The sequence below is a fragment of the Streptomyces sp. NPDC040589 genome, from assembly GCF_055594445.1.
In genome coordinates this window covers 581,901-594,965 of sequence record NZ_JBVIWP010000001.1, presented here as the reverse complement: position 1 = coordinate 594,965, position 13,065 = coordinate 581,901, and the positions used below count along the sequence as shown (strand labels likewise).

The 13,065-nt window shown below is 71.9% G+C and carries 15 protein-coding genes; 8 read left to right on the top strand and 7 right to left on the bottom strand.

What is annotated here, in order from left to right; translation table 11 throughout:
* Positions 1-9: 9 nt before the first annotated feature.
* The 3 genes from ACZ58V_RS02660 to hisN form a co-directional block, all read right to left on the bottom strand.
* Positions 10-426: a Fur family transcriptional regulator gene (locus tag ACZ58V_RS02660; protein ID WP_184590657.1), complete on the bottom strand. Its 417-nt coding sequence runs from the start codon at positions 424-426 to the stop codon at positions 10-12.
* A gap of 96 nt (positions 427-522) precedes the next feature.
* The gene (locus ACZ58V_RS02655; RefSeq protein WP_468187902.1) at positions 523-915 is read right to left on the bottom strand and encodes a CBS domain-containing protein; all 393 of its coding nucleotides are present in this window, start codon (positions 913-915) and stop codon (positions 523-525) included.
* Between the two features lie 132 nt (positions 916-1,047).
* Positions 1,048-1,848: a histidinol-phosphatase gene (hisN, locus tag ACZ58V_RS02650; protein WP_261683157.1), complete on the bottom strand. Its 801-nt coding sequence runs from the start codon at positions 1,846-1,848 to the stop codon at positions 1,048-1,050.
* A gap of 329 nt (positions 1,849-2,177) precedes the next feature.
* Between hisN and ACZ58V_RS02645 the strand changes: the two genes are divergently transcribed.
* Positions 2,178-2,786: a TetR/AcrR family transcriptional regulator gene (locus tag ACZ58V_RS02645; protein WP_468187905.1), complete on the top strand. Its 609-nt coding sequence runs from the start codon at positions 2,178-2,180 to the stop codon at positions 2,784-2,786.
* A gap of 7 nt (positions 2,787-2,793) precedes the next feature.
* On the opposite strand, the gene ACZ58V_RS02640 is transcribed toward ACZ58V_RS02645, so the two are convergent.
* From ACZ58V_RS02640 to ACZ58V_RS02625, 4 genes are all read right to left on the bottom strand, one after another.
* Complete coding sequence (locus ACZ58V_RS02640; protein WP_189723130.1) at positions 2,794-3,117, bottom strand: DMT family transporter; 324 nt, start codon at positions 3,115-3,117, stop codon at positions 2,794-2,796.
* A 106-nt stretch (positions 3,118-3,223) separates the two neighbouring features.
* A complete protein-coding gene (gene rsgA / locus ACZ58V_RS02635) occupies positions 3,224-4,234 on the bottom strand; it encodes a ribosome small subunit-dependent GTPase A (RefSeq protein ID WP_468187907.1) in 1,011 nt (336 codons plus the stop codon).
* A gap of 17 nt (positions 4,235-4,251) precedes the next feature.
* Entirely contained in the window at positions 4,252-5,568 is a 1,317-nt protein-coding gene (aroA, locus tag ACZ58V_RS02630; protein WP_471287986.1) for a 3-phosphoshikimate 1-carboxyvinyltransferase, read from the bottom strand.
* Positions 5,569-5,679: 111 nt separating this feature from the next.
* Positions 5,680-6,402, bottom strand: a complete 723-nt coding sequence (locus ACZ58V_RS02625; RefSeq protein WP_189723133.1) for a M50 family metallopeptidase — start codon at positions 6,400-6,402, stop codon at positions 5,680-5,682.
* 50 nt (positions 6,403-6,452) lie between these two features.
* Between ACZ58V_RS02625 and ACZ58V_RS02620 the strand changes: the two genes are divergently transcribed.
* The 7 genes from ACZ58V_RS02620 (at position 6,453) to ACZ58V_RS02590 (ending at position 12,996) form a co-directional block, all read left to right on the top strand.
* Positions 6,453-7,268, top strand: a complete 816-nt coding sequence (locus tag ACZ58V_RS02620) for an SOS response-associated peptidase (protein ID WP_468187911.1) — start codon at positions 6,453-6,455, stop codon at positions 7,266-7,268.
* A gap of 1 nt (position 7,269) precedes the next feature.
* On the top strand, positions 7,270-7,908 hold the full coding sequence (locus tag ACZ58V_RS02615; protein WP_471287983.1) for an alpha/beta hydrolase family protein: 639 nt from the start codon (positions 7,270-7,272) through the stop codon (positions 7,906-7,908).
* Between the two features lie 256 nt (positions 7,909-8,164).
* Positions 8,165-8,851 carry an RNA polymerase sigma factor SigR gene (gene sigR, locus ACZ58V_RS02610; RefSeq protein WP_189723136.1) on the top strand — a complete coding sequence of 229 codons (687 nt, stop codon included), beginning with the start codon at positions 8,165-8,167 and terminating at the stop codon, positions 8,849-8,851.
* Positions 8,848-9,159 carry a mycothiol system anti-sigma-R factor gene (rsrA, locus tag ACZ58V_RS02605; protein ID WP_031103063.1) on the top strand — a complete coding sequence of 104 codons (312 nt, stop codon included), beginning with the start codon at positions 8,848-8,850 and terminating at the stop codon, positions 9,157-9,159. The genes sigR and rsrA overlap by 4 nt, the downstream gene beginning before the upstream one ends.
* Positions 9,160-9,322: 163 nt before the next feature.
* The gene (locus ACZ58V_RS02600; protein WP_468187916.1) at positions 9,323-10,654 is read left to right on the top strand and encodes an HD-GYP domain-containing protein; all 1,332 of its coding nucleotides are present in this window, start codon (positions 9,323-9,325) and stop codon (positions 10,652-10,654) included.
* Positions 10,651-11,898, top strand: coding sequence for an HD-GYP domain-containing protein (locus tag ACZ58V_RS02595; RefSeq protein WP_471287980.1), 1,248 nt, complete (start codon positions 10,651-10,653; stop codon positions 11,896-11,898). The genes ACZ58V_RS02600 and ACZ58V_RS02595 overlap by 4 nt, the downstream gene beginning before the upstream one ends.
* 117 nt (positions 11,899-12,015) lie before the next feature.
* Entirely contained in the window at positions 12,016-12,996 is a 981-nt protein-coding gene (locus ACZ58V_RS02590) for a tetratricopeptide repeat protein (RefSeq protein ID WP_468188294.1), read from the top strand.
* The last annotated feature ends 69 nt before the right edge of the window (positions 12,997-13,065 follow it).

Here is a 13,065-nt window from a genome sequence, read left to right as displayed (position 1 = left end):
AGGGGGGAGCTAGGCGGCCGCGCAGTTCGGGCAGACGCCGCGGTACGTCACCTCGACGTCCGAGACCGTGAAGCCGAAGCGCTCCGAGTCGGGGAGGTCCGCCAGCGGGTTGCCGATCGGGTGGACGTCCCGGATCGCGCCGCACTGGGCGCAGACCAGGTGGTGATGCGGCTGGTGGGCGTTCGGGTCGTACCGCTTGGCGCGCTGGTCGGTGGAGACCTCGAGCACCTCGCCGAGGGACACGAGCTCGCCGAGCGTGTTGTAGACGGTCGCCCGGGAGATCTCGGGCAGCTTGGCGACGGCCCGGGAGTGGACCTCGTCGGCCGTCAGATGGACGTGTTCGCCGTCGAGGACCTCGGCCACGACACGCCGCTGCGCGGTCATCCGCCATCCGCGTCCGCGCAGCCGTTCCAGAAGGTCGCTCATGGCCACCAGCCTAACAGCAAAGCTGACCAGGTCCCGAACAGGTGTGAGTTTAGAATCCACCTGGTGTTGGATCCTGTCTAACTCGTCTCGGTGCTGTCAGGCGGGCACCTGCTGGCGTGCCGGTACCCAGCAGCGGATGATGTCGCGGACCGAGACGATGCCGGCGGGTTCGTCGTCCTCCAGCACGATGAGATGGCGGAAGCCGCCGTGCGTCATGGCCTGTGCCGCCTCCTCCAGGGTCCAGGCCGGAGCCGCGAACACGACGTCGGTGGTGGTGTGGGCGTGGGCGCGTTCCGTGTCCGGGTCCTGGCCCTTGCCCACGGAGTTGAGGATGTCGCGTTCGGTGAGGATGCCGATGCCGCCGGCGTCGGGGTCGTGGACCACGGCCGCCCCTACCCGACGCGCGGACATCAGCGCGGCGGCCTGGCGAAGGGTGTGGGTCGGGCCGATGGTGAGGACGACGGTGCTCATGGCGTCACGGACGAGCATGGATGGAGCCACCTCCTGGGAGTGCCCCCGCCGTTTGTTCAGTGTTTCACAAATTCACAAGTTGGGGGGACTCTCAGGGTGGCAGGTAAAGGGAGGGTCAACAAGGGGGCGCTCGGTAACAACGGGGCGCGCTCAGTAGCGCTGGTTGAGATATCCGAGCAACTCGTCGTGCAGCAGGCCGTTCGACGCGGCCGCGTCGCCGCTGTGCGGGCCCGGGCGGGCGTCGAGTCCGGTGAACGTGCCGCCGGCCTCGGTGACGATGATCGCGGTGGCGGCCATGTCCCACAGCGACAGCTCCGGCTCGGCGCACATGTCGATGGAGCCTTCCGCGACCATCATGTACGGCCAGAAGTCGCCGTACGCGCGCGTGCGCCACACCTCTCGGGTGAGGTCCAGGAAGCCGTCCAGGCGGCCCTGCGCCTCCCAGCCACTGAGTGACGAGTACGCGAAGGAGGCGTCGGCGAGCTTGTTGACGCGGGAGACGTTCAGGCGGGAGGCCTTGGTGAGGCTGCGGCCGGTGAAGGCGCCGTGGCCCTTCGCGGCCCACCAGCGGCGGCCGAGGGCGGGGGCGGAGACGACGCCGACGACGGGCTGGAAACCGCCCTCGCCGGCCTCCATCAGGGAGATGAGGGTGGCCCAGACGGGGACGCCGCGTACGTAGTTCTTGGTGCCGTCGATCGGGTCGATGACCCAGCGGCGGGGGCCGGTGCCCTCGACGCCGTACTCCTCGCCGAGGATCGCGTCCCTCGGGCGGGCGCGCTGGAGTTGGCCGCGGATGAGTTCCTCCGCGGCCTTGTCCGCTTCGCTCACCGGCGTCATGTCCGGTTTGGTCTCGACCTTGAGGTCGAGGGCCTTGAACCGGTCCGTCGTCGCGGCGTCGGCGGCGTCGGCGAGGACGTGGGCGAGACGCAGATCGTCGAGGTAGTCGGGCATGCAACGAACCTATCTGCCGAGGTGGGGGTGGGGCTACACGGGGTTTGTGCCGGGGTGTGGGGGCGTTGTGGTTGCCCGGCGTGCGGGGGCCCGGCGGGGGGCTGGGGCGGGTGGGTGCGCAACCGGCGGAGCGGGGTGCCGCCGCGCCCACCCGTGCCGCCCTCAGCGGCACGATTGCCCGCAGCCAGAGGGAGGCGGCCCCGGTTCAACCGCCGGAGGTACCCGCGCAGGTCGGCTCAAAGGCGCCCCCGCATGCCCTCGCGAACCCTTGACAGTGGTTCGACGCGCGTCAAACCTGGGCGCAGAGCCGCTGGCCCCAAGGGGAGGCAATGATGCCTGCAGCGCGGGAATCTCTGTTGGACGCCGCCTACGCGGCGCTGGCGCGCCGGTCGTGGTCCGCCGTGCGGATGGTGGACGTGGCCCTGGCGGCCGGAGTGTCCCGGCAGACGCTCTACAACGAGTTCGGCAGCAAGGACGGCCTCGCCCGGGCGCTCGTGAGGAGAGAGGCCGACGGATACCTCGCCGGTGTGGACCGCGCGCTCGCCGGCCACAGCGACCTCCGCGACCGGCTCACCGCCACCGCCGAGTGGACCACGTCGGCGGCCCGCGAGAACGCCCTGGTCCGCGCCATGCTCACCGGCTGCTGGAGCGAACGGCTACCCTCGCCGACCCTCTCGGCCGTGCCCTCCACCTCGGCCGTACCGGCCCAGCGCCGCGCCGACGGCCCGCTGCCCTCACCCGGCGACCTCGTCACCCTCATCCGCGACCGAGCCGTCATCGTCCTGTCCGGACCCGGTGCGCCCAGATCCGACACCGCCGACCTGTCCCGCTCCTGCGAACTCGCCGTCCGGCTCGCCCTGTCCTGCGTGGCCGCGCCACCCGGCGAGGGCGGCGTCACCGACCTGGTCCGCAGCGCCCTGCACCGGCACTCCGGGTGACAGGGCGTCAGTGCGCCGAGCCCGACAACTGCAGCCCGATCACACCGACGATGACGAAACTGATCGACACCAGCTTCAGCGTCGACACCAGGTCGCCCAGGAACACCATGCCGTAGATCGCCGTGCCCGCCGCCCCGATGCCGGTCCACACCGCGTACGCGGGACCCACGTCGAGTCTCCTCAGCGCCAGGGTCAGCAGCCCGAAACTGCCGAGGGCGAAGACGCAGAACGCGACCGTCGGCCAGAGCCGTGTGAAGCCGTGCGACAGCTTCAGACACACGGCGAAGCCGGTCTCCAGCAACCCGGCCACGATGACCAGCAGCCACGCCATGAGCCGTTCCTCCCGTGTCCCACGTTCAGTGACCGCTTGCATTCGGCTTGGTGCGATGAGTGATTATGCACTTACCGTCCGCACGCCATGACAAACAACGCTGAGGTCAGTCGCCTTCCTTCCGCTCCCGCGTGGCCAGCAGCCGGCGCAGCGAGTACAGCCGCGCCGGGTCCGCGTGCCCCTCGGCCACCCATGCGTCCAGCGCGCAGTCCGGCTCGTCGTGGCTGCACGCGCGCGGGCAGCCCTCGGTGCCCGGCTCCAGGTCGGGGAAGGCGTGGATGACCCGGGACGGGTCCACGTGGTGCAGGCCGAAAGACCGCAGGCCCGGGGTGTCGATCACCCAGCCGTCGTTGTCCGACAGCGGCAGCGCCAGCGCCGAGGTGGTGGTGTGGCGGCCTCGGCCCGTCACCGCGTTCACATGCCCGGTCGTACGCCGTCGCTCCTCCGGTACGAGCGCGTTGACCAGGGTCGTCTTGCCGACTCCGGAGTGCCCGACGAACGCGGTGATCTTGCCGTCGAGCTGCTCGCGCACCCGGGCGATGGCGGTGCCGTCCTGCAGTTCCTCGCGGCTGGTGACGACGTAGGGGGTGTCGAGGTGGCCGTACAGCTCCAGCAGCTTGTCGGGCGGGGCGAGGTCCGACTTGGTCAGCACCAGCAGCGGATCCAGGCCACCGGCGTAGGCCGCGACCAGGCAGCGGTCGATCAGGCGGGGGCGGGGCTCCGGGTCGGCCAGGGCGGTGACGATGGCCAACTGGTCGGCGTTGGCGACGATCACACGCTCGAACGGATCGTCGTCGTCCGCCGTACGGCGCAGCACGGAGGTGCGCTCCTCGATGCGGACGATCCGGGCGAGGGTGTCCTTCTTGCCTGACATGTCGCCCACGAGGGCCACGCGGTCGCCGACCACGGCCGCCTTGCGGCCCAGCTCGCGGGCCTTCATGGCCATCACGACTCGGTCCTCCACGAGGCAGGTGAGGCGGCCCCGGTCGACGGTGAGGACGAGGCCCTCGGCGGCGTCCTCGTGCTTGGGGCGGATGTTCGTCCGGGGCCGGGTGTTCCGGCGCCCGGGACGGGTGCGGATGTCGTCCTCGTCGGTGTGCTTGCCATAGCGGCGCATGACGTGATCCCTGCGTCCTACGCCTCGAGCATCCCGGTCCACAGATCGGGGAAGTCGGGCAGGGTCTTGGCCGTCGTCGCCACGTTCTCGATCTGTACTCCCTCGACCGCGAGGCCGATGATCGCGCCGGCCGTGGCCATGCGGTGGTCGTCGTACGTGTGGAAGATCCCGCCGTGCAGCCGGCGCGGGCGGATGTGCAGGCCGTCGGCGGTCTCCGTCACGTCGCCGCCGAGCTCGTTGATCTCCTTCGTCAGCGCGGCCAGCCGGTCCGTCTCGTGCAGCCGCAGATGGGCCACGCCGCGCAGGGTCGAGGGGGAGTCGGCGAGGGCCGCGACCGCCGCGATGCCCGGCGTCAGCTCGCCGACCTCGCTCAGGTCGACATCGATGCCGTGGACCGAGCCGGAGCCGGTGAACGCGAGGCCGTACTCGGTCAGTTCGCAGGAGCCGCCCATCTCGGTGAAGATCTCGCGCAGCCGGTCACCGGGCTGGGTGGTGCGGTCCGGCCAGGCCGGGACGACGACCTTGCCGCCGGTCACCAGCGCGGCCGCCAGGAACGGCTGGGCGTTGGACAGGTCCGGCTCGATGACCAGGTCCCGGCCGAGCAGGGCGCCCGGCGTGACCCGCCAGACGTTCGGCTCGCCGCCCGACTCGGGCGTGTCCACCTGGGCGCCCACCGCGCGCAGCATGTCGACGGTCATACGGATGTGCGGCATGGAGGGCAGTGTGGTGCCGGTGTGGCGGACCTCGACGCCCTGGTTGAAGCGCGGTCCGGACAGCAGGAGCGCGCTCACGAACTGGGACGAGGAGGACGCGTCGATCGCGACCTGGCCGCCCTCCAGGGCACCGCTGCCCTGCACGGTCAGCGGCAGCGCGCCGCGGCCGTCGTCGTCGATCCGGGCGCCGAGCTGACGCAGCGCGTCGACGACTCCGTTCAGGGGACGCTCGTACGAGCGGGGGTCGCCGTCGAACCGGACGGGACCGTCGGCGAGCGTGGCGACCGGCGGCAGGAACCGCATCACCGTGCCGGCGTTGCCGACGTCGACCGTGGCCGGTCCGCGCAGGCCCGTGGGGAGCACCCGCCAGGCCTCGCCGGTGCCGTCCGGGCCCACGCCCTCCTCGATCTCGATGCCCATCGCGCGCAGGGCACCGGCCATCAGCAGGGTGTCGCGGGAGCGCAGCGGGCGGCGCAGCCAGCCGGGCTCGGAGGCGAGTGAGGCGAGGACGAGGGCGCGGTTGGTGACTGACTTGGACCCGGGCACGTGGACCGTCGCGTCGACGGCTCCGCTCGCGTGCGGGGCGGGCCAGAGGGCGGTGTCTGCGGTGTTCGGGGCCATGGCCCCCACTTTATAAGCAGGCAGTGGTTCGAGTGCGGCTGCGTCGTGGCTGGTCGCGCCCCGCGGCGGAGCCGCAGATCGGCACAGCCCCGCGCCCCTGAGGTGGGCTGGTCACAGGCCCAGTAGCCAGCGCCCTCCCCCGATCAGCGAGCACAGCGACACCGCGTGGAACAGGAAGAACCACAACCCCGCCGGTACATGCGTCAGCCGTGACAGCTGGTCCGCGTCCGAGTCGCCCGCCCCGCCCCGGGCCCGCTTCGCCTGGAGTTCGAACGCCGGGCGGACTCCGCCCAGCAACAGGAACCACACCACCACGTACGCGAACGCCGCCTGTACCTGAGGGCCGGCCAGCCAGGACACCAGGACGAACAGGCCGCCGGTGACGATCATGGTCAGGGCGCCGTACGCGTTGCGGATCATCACGAGCATGGCCAGGAGCAGGGCGGTGGCCAGCCACAGCAGGAGCGTGATGCGGCCGGCTCCCAGCAGGGCCGCTCCGCCCAGGCCCAGCAGGGGCGGGGCGGTGTAGCCGGCGGCGGCGGTGAGGATCATGCCGATGCCGTGCGGCTTGCCGCGGCTGACGGTCAGGCCGCTGGTGTCCGAGTGCAGGCGTATGCCGGTGAGGGTGCGGCCGGTGAGCAGGGCCACGAGCCCGTGGCCGCCCTCGTGGGCGATGGTGATGGCGTTGCGGGAGACGCGCCACAGTCCGTGCGGGATCACCACGGCGAGCGCGGCGGCCAGAGTCGCGATCACCACCCACAGGTCGGGGTCGGGCTGCGTGCCGGAGACCTCGTCCCAGAGGGAGGCGAGCGAGGCGGTAGCGGTGCTGTCCATGTAAGGCGTTGGCTCCCTGTGGTCGGATGGAATCTGGCAGTGTGGCACGTATGTGCGGACGGTATTCGGCGAGTCGCAGGCCAGAGGATCTCGCAGGAATCTTTGAGATCGAGAAGTGGGAGCCCGAGGAGACCCTCGAGCCGGACTACAACGTGGCGCCCACCAAAGAGGTCTACGCCGTCCTCGACCGCCCTCTGAAAGACGTGGACGATCCGCGCCCGGTTCGGCAGCTGCGCAAGCTGAAGTGGGGGCTCGTCCCGTCCTGGTCGAAGACCCCCGAGGGCGGCGCCCGGATGATCAACGCCCGCGCGGAGACCGTCCACGAGAAGCCGTCCTTCCGTCGCGCCTTCACCTCCCGGCGCTGCGTCCTGCCCGCTGACGGCTACTACGAGTGGGTCACCGGCCTGCAGGAGCGCGAGCTGGAGGTCGAGGGCAAGAAGAAGCGGCCCCGCAAGCAGCCGTACTTCGTGACACCGGCGGACGGGTCGGTCTTCGCCATGGCCGGGCTGTACGAGTTCTGGCGGGACCGGACGCTGCCCGACGACCACCCGCGGTCCTGGTGGGTGACGTGCTCCGTGATCACCACCGAGGCCGAGACGAGCCCGCTGGCGGTGTCCCCGGCGGACGGTCCGCATGCCCTGGCCGAGATCCACCCCCGGATGCCGCTGATGCTGACGCCCGACCGCTGGGACGCCTGGCTCGACCCGTCCCGCACGGACGCCGACGATCTGCGCGAGCTGCTCGCCCCGCCGCCCGCCGGGCTGATGCGCGCCTACCCGGTCGCCACGGCCGTCAGCAACGTCCGCAACAACGGGCCGGAGCTGCTGAAGGAGCTGGAAGGGCCGGAAGAGGGCACACTCTTCTGACGTGAGTTCCGACACGACCGAGATCATCGAGACCGACGCGGGCCCCGCCCGGATCACCTGGCACCAGGCGAGGAAGGCGCGGCTGGTGCTCGCCGTCGGCCACGGCGCCGGCGGCGGCATCGAGGCCCGCGATCTGAAGGCCCTGGCCGCCGTCCTCCCCGCCCACGGCGTGACCGTGGCCCGTGTGGAGCAGCCCTGGCGGGTGGCCGGGAAGAAGCTGGCGCCCGCGCCCAAGACCCTGGACGTCGGCTGGCGCGGCATCTGGCCCGCGCTGGCCGGGCCCGGACTGCCGGTCGTGTCCGGCGGCCGCAGTGCCGGGGCCCGGGTCGCCTGCCGTACCGCCACCGAACTGGGCGCCCACGCGGTCCTCGCCCTCAGCTTCCCCCTCCACCCGCCGGGCAAGCCGGAGAAGTCCCGGGCCGACGAACTGCTCGGTTCCGGGGTGCCCACCCTGGTCGTGCAGGGCGGGAACGACCCCTTCGGGAAGCCGGAGGAGTTCCCCGCGGGCTCGTACGAACTCGTCGAGGTGCCGTACGGCGATCACGGCTTCGCCGTCCCCAAGCGCGCGGACATCTCCCAGGACGAGGCCGTGGCGCTCATCACGAACGCGGTCGTGGAGTGGACCGGGTCACTCGGGTAAAGCTCCGGGAATGCGGGGGCGGCGAGCACTGTTGTGCGGGACGTACGGGCTGGAGACCAGCACAGACGTCGCAGGAGAGGAAGTCCGCCGCATGGGTTCGACCATCTGCCCGAGCCGCAGCAGCCGCGCCGACCTGGAGTGGACGGTGCTGCACGCGGCCAGGACCGCCCCTGTTCGGGCGGCGGGCGGACCGGATCGTCGTCTATCCTCCGATTCGGGTGAGACCGGTCTCGGTCTCACGAGAACACTCGAGGAGGTGGGTCCGGTCACAGGGACCGACGCAGGGACCGAACACGGCCAGGCGGAGCAGCCCGAGGGCCAGGGCGGCACGGGCGCGGAGACGGCCGCGGAGCGCAGTGCGCGCTTCGAGCGGGACGCGCTCGAGTTCCTCGACCAGATGTACTCGGCCGCGCTGCGCATGACGCGCAACCCGGCCGACGCCGAGGACCTGGTGCAGGAGACGTACGCCAAGGCGTACGCGTCCTTCCACCAGTTCCGCGAGGGCACCAACCTCAAGGCGTGGCTGTACCGGATCCTCACCAACACCTTCATCAACTCGTACCGCAAGAAGCAGCGCGAACCTCAGCGCTCCGCGGCCGAGGAGATCGAGGACTGGCAGCTCGCCCGCGCCGAGTCGCACATGTCGACGGGCTTGCGCTCCGCGGAGTCGCAGGCGCTCGACCACCTGCCCGACTCGGACGTGAAGGAAGCGCTCCAGGCGATCCCCGAGGAGTTCCGAATCGCCGTGTATCTCGCGGACGTCGAGGGGTTTGCCTACAAGGAGATCGCCGACATCATGGGGACACCCATCGGTACGGTGATGTCCCGGCTGCACCGGGGCCGCCGTCAGCTGCGCGGCATGCTGGAGGACTACGCCCGTGACCGCGGGATGGTCCCGGCCGGCGCCGGAGAGTCGAACGAAGCGAAAGGCTCGGGGTCATGAGCTGCGGAGAGCCGCACGAGACGGATTGCAGCGAAATCCTCGATCATCTCTACGAGTTCCTCGACCGTGAGATGCCGGACTCGGACTGCGTGAAGTTCGAGCACCACTTCGAGGAATGCTCGCCCTGCCTCGAGAAGTACGGGCTCGAACAGGCCGTGAAGAAGCTGGTCAAGCGCTGCTGCGGGCATGACGACGTGCCGGGCGACCTGCGGGCCAAGGTCATGGGGCGGATCGACCTGATCCGTTCCGGCCAGGCGGTCCCCGATCAGGACGTCACGGCCTCGCCCGCCACGCCGCAGGAATCCTGACACTCCTGCGCTTTTCAACTACCCCGCCTTTCCAGGGGTAGTCATCCTCAAGTCATCGTCGAACGCGTCACTCGAACGTGCTAATCCGTGGGCTATCGGCCCATGGAGCCCCTCACTGGCGTCCTAGGCTCCGGGCCTGACGGACATGGCCGGGGAGGGGCTCATGGAAGCGGTATCGGCGCGGGCTCGTGTGTATGTCGCCTGTGTCGCCGTCACCGCCCTGTGCTGTTTGCTCCCACTGCCCGGCGTCCGGACGCCCTGGTGGGCGGTCGTACTGCTCGCCGCGCTGTACGCCGGGTGCGAGCGCGTCGCCCGGTCCCGGTTCGTCGGCATCTCGCACCCGGCCGGGACCTTCTACCCCGTGCTGCTCGCCGGCGCCTTCCTGCTGCCGGCGCCCGCCGCCGCCCTGGTCGCCGTGCCCGCCGCGCTGCTCTCGTCCGTCGGGCAGCGGCCCGTGGCGCTGCGGCGCATCTGGCGGGCCGCCCAGCTCGTCCTCGGGGTGTGGGCCGCGGCCCGGGTGCACTGGGCGCTCGGCGGGCGGGACGCCGTCGTCGCGGGCGACGTCCCCTACGCGCTCGGGCCGGCCGGGGCCGCCGTGCTGGCGTTCTGCCTGGTGCTCGCGCTGCTGGACGGCGGGATCCTCGCCGCCGCCGAGCGGGTGCCTGTGCGGCGCGCCTGGCGGGGACTGGTGGCGCGGTCGCTCGCGCCGATCGCCGTGCACGGGCTCGCCGGGCTGATGATGGCCGTCCTGTGGCGCAGCCCCTACGGTCCCGTGGCCGCGCTGCTCGTGCTGCTGCCGATGTGCGTCTCGTGGTGGGCCTTCGCGCAGTACCACCGGGAACGGGCCGCCCACCAGGCGACCATCCGGGCGCTGGTCCAGGCCGTCGACATCAAGGACGGGTACACGCGCGGGCACAGCGAGCGGGTCGGACAGGCCTCCATGATGATCGCGTGCGAGCTGGGCATGGACGACGAGCGCGTCGAGGTGCTCCGCTTCGCCGGGATCCTGCACGACGTCGGCAAGCTGGGCGTGCCCACCCGGCTGCTCAGGAAGAACGGGCCGCTGACCCCCGAGGAGCGGCGCGTGATCGAGCTGCACCCCGAGTACGGGCACGAGATGGTGCGCGGCATCGGCTTCCTCGGGGAGGCCCGGGCCGCCGTACTGCACCACCACGAGCGGCTGGACGGCAGCGGGTATCCGTACGGGCTGGTGGGCCGTCAGATCCCGGAGTCCGCACGGGTCGTGGCGGTTGCCGACGCCTTCGACGCCATGACCTCCACCCGCAGCTACAGCAGGGCCCGCCCCGTCGCGGTGGCCCTGGAGGAACTGGAGCGGTGCGCGGGCAGCCACTTCGACCCCGTGATGGTCGCGGCCCTGGTGGAAGCCGTACGGCGGGCGGGCTGGCACCCCGCGGTGACCGCCGACGACGCACACACGCCCCGGATCCCCCCGCCCGGCGCACCCGTCTCCAGCCGGCCGGGGGCCCATCGATGAGCGCGTACCGGACACCCCTCCTGCGCACCCTTGTCCACACCTGCGCCGCCCTCCTCGCCACCGGCTCCCTCGCCGTCACCCTCTACAACGGACTCGAGGAACGCCGCGTCGCCCTCGCCTTCGGGGTCCTCGTCACCGTCGGCGAGCTCACCCGGCGCAACGGGGCGCGGGTCCGGGAACCGGCACCGCTCGGAGCCGCGGCGGCCCTGTCGTACGCGCTGCTCGGGGAGGCCGGCGGGCAGGCCACCCACCACGGCCTCGCCCAGGTCGTCGCCGTCGTGCTGGCCGCCTCACTGCTCGGCAGTGTGCCGCACGTCGCCCGCGGACAGGGGCCCACCCTCGACCACCTGGCGCGCCGCATGCTCACCGTCGGATTCGTCGCCGTGTGCTTCCAGCCCCCTTACAACCGTGGGATGTTCGACGACTGGGGCGGACCCGCCTACGCGCTGCTGCTGCTCGCGCTGCTCTCCCTGACCGCGCTGTGCGACGCGGTGCTCGCCGCCGCCCTGGCCCACTCCCGCACCGGCTGGCCCTTCGGCCCGGTGCTGCGGGACGAGCTGCGGGCCGTGTGCGGCATCGGGTCCGCCGTCATCGCGACCGGGGCCGTGATGGCGCTCGCGGTCGCCGTCGTCGGGCTGTGGGCACTGCCCGTCTTCTCCGTGCCGCTGCTGCTCGCCCAGATGTCGTTCCGGCGGTACGCCGCCGTCCGGGCCACCTATCGCCAGACCATCGCCTCCCTCGCGCGGGCCACCGAGGTCGCCGGCTGCACCCCCTGCGGGCACGCCCGGCGCGTCGCCGCCCTCGGCCAGGCGGTGGGACGGGACCTGGGCCTGACCGAGCCCGAACTGGCCGTGCTGGAGTACGCCGCGCTCATGCACGACATCGGCCAGCTGAGCCTCGTCGACCCGGTGCCGGCGGGCGCCACCGCCGATCTGCCCGCCGCTGAACAGCGGCGGATCGCGCTGCTCGGCGGGGCCGTCGTACGGCAGACGGGGGTCGACGAGGCGGTCGCCGTGGTCGTGGAGCGGCAGGCCGACCCCTACGCCGAGCAGCCGCTCGCCGCGCGAATCGTCCGGGCCGTGAATGCGTACGAGGAGAAGTCCAGGGAAGGCGGGCCCGGCGGGCCGCTGACGGCGCTGGAGGAACTCCGGCTCGCCACCGCCGGGAAGTACGCGCCGGAGGTGGTGGAATCACTGGCCCGCGTACTGGCGAGGAGCAGTCTGACTCTGCCCGTGGCTGGGTAACCCATGGGTAATGAGCGCCTCGGAGGCCGTACGTGGTTGGATGCGAAGGAGAAGGTGTCCGGGGGCTCGAAACACAGCTACGGCCAGCCCACCGAACGGAACTGGCAGGCGGGAATCGTGAGGATCTTCGGCAAGGGACGGCACCGGCCCTCCGCCTCCTGGCGGCAGGCCACAGACCGGGCGTTCACACTGATCGGCGACGGCCGGTACGAGGACGCGGGCGCACTGTTGACACGTGCCGCCGACCTGGAGCCCTGGCTGTCCGAGTCGTGGTTCAACCTCGCCCTGCTGCACAAGTTCCGGCACGACTGGGAGCAGGCGCGGGCGGCGGGCCTCAGGGCCGTGGCCCTGCTCGACCGGGACACCGGTGCGCCCGACTGGTGGAACGTCGGCATCGCCGCGACCGCCCTCCAGGACTGGCCGCTGGCCCGGCGCGCCTGGCAGGCCTACGGGCTGCGGACGCCGGGTTCGGCCACCGCCGCCGACGAGCCCGTCGGCATGGACCTCGGCAGCGCGGCCGTACGGCTGTCCCCCGAGGGGGAGGCCGAGGTCGTGTGGGGGCGGCGGCTGGATCCCGCGCGGATCGAGGTGCTGTCCATTCCGCTGCCGTCGTCGGGGCGGCGCTGGGGCGAGGTCGTGCTGCACGACGGGGTGCCCCACGGGGAGCGGACCACGGCCGCCGGGCACACCTACCCGGTGTTCGACGAGATCGAGCTGTGGGCGCCGTCGCCGGTGCCGACCTGGGTGGTGCTGCTGGAGGCGGCGACCGAGGCGGACCGGGACGCGCTGGAGCAGCTCGCGGGTGACGCCGGGTTCGCAGCGGAGGACTGGTCTTCCTCGGTGCGGTTGCTGTGCCGGATGTGTTCCGAGTCCCGGATGCCGTCGGATGAAGGTGACGGGGAGCACCTCGATCCGCATGATCACAGTGAGCCGGGGCATCCCGGGCCGCTGGGGCATCGGACGGACGGGCAGCTCTGGGTTCCGGAGCGGGAGTGTGGGCTGGCCGCGCCGGCGTCCCTGGTGCGGGGGTTGCTGGACGGGTGGGTGGCTGACAGTCCGGATTCTCGGGACTGGCGGGATCTCGAAGAGGTGTGCTGAGGTCGTCGTGCGGGTGCGGGCGCGCCGTGGGCTGATCGCGCAGTTCCCCGCGCCCCCAAGGAAAAGATG

What these genes read in the sequence shown, in the direction of transcription:
- ACZ58V_RS02660 (WP_184590657.1), bottom strand. Translation starts at nt 426, where the DNA reads ATGAGCGACCTTCTGGAACGGCTGCGCGGACGCGGATGGCGGATGACC.
- ACZ58V_RS02655 (WP_468187902.1), bottom strand. Translation starts at nt 915, where the DNA reads ATGCTCGTCCGTGACGCCATGAGCACCGTCGTCCTCACCATCGGCCCG.
- hisN (WP_261683157.1), bottom strand. Translation starts at nt 1,848, where the DNA reads ATGCCCGACTACCTCGACGATCTGCGTCTCGCCCACGTCCTCGCCGAC.
- ACZ58V_RS02645 (WP_468187905.1), top strand. Translation starts at nt 2,178, where the DNA reads ATGATGCCTGCAGCGCGGGAATCTCTGTTGGACGCCGCCTACGCGGCG.
- ACZ58V_RS02640 (WP_189723130.1), bottom strand. Translation starts at nt 3,117, where the DNA reads ATGGCGTGGCTGCTGGTCATCGTGGCCGGGTTGCTGGAGACCGGCTTC.
- rsgA (WP_468187907.1), bottom strand. Translation starts at nt 4,234, where the DNA reads ATGCGCCGCTATGGCAAGCACACCGACGAGGACGACATCCGCACCCGT.
- aroA (WP_471287986.1), bottom strand. Translation starts at nt 5,568, where the DNA reads ATGGCCCCGAACACCGCAGACACCGCCCTCTGGCCCGCCCCGCACGCG.
- ACZ58V_RS02625 (WP_189723133.1), bottom strand. Translation starts at nt 6,402, where the DNA reads ATGGACAGCACCGCTACCGCCTCGCTCGCCTCCCTCTGGGACGAGGTC.
- ACZ58V_RS02620 (WP_468187911.1), top strand. Translation starts at nt 6,453, where the DNA reads ATGTGCGGACGGTATTCGGCGAGTCGCAGGCCAGAGGATCTCGCAGGA.
- rsrA (WP_031103063.1), top strand. Translation starts at nt 8,848, where the DNA reads ATGAGCTGCGGAGAGCCGCACGAGACGGATTGCAGCGAAATCCTCGAT.
- ACZ58V_RS02600 (WP_468187916.1), top strand. Translation starts at nt 9,323, where the DNA reads ATGGAAGCGGTATCGGCGCGGGCTCGTGTGTATGTCGCCTGTGTCGCC.
- ACZ58V_RS02595 (WP_471287980.1), top strand. Translation starts at nt 10,651, where the DNA reads ATGAGCGCGTACCGGACACCCCTCCTGCGCACCCTTGTCCACACCTGC.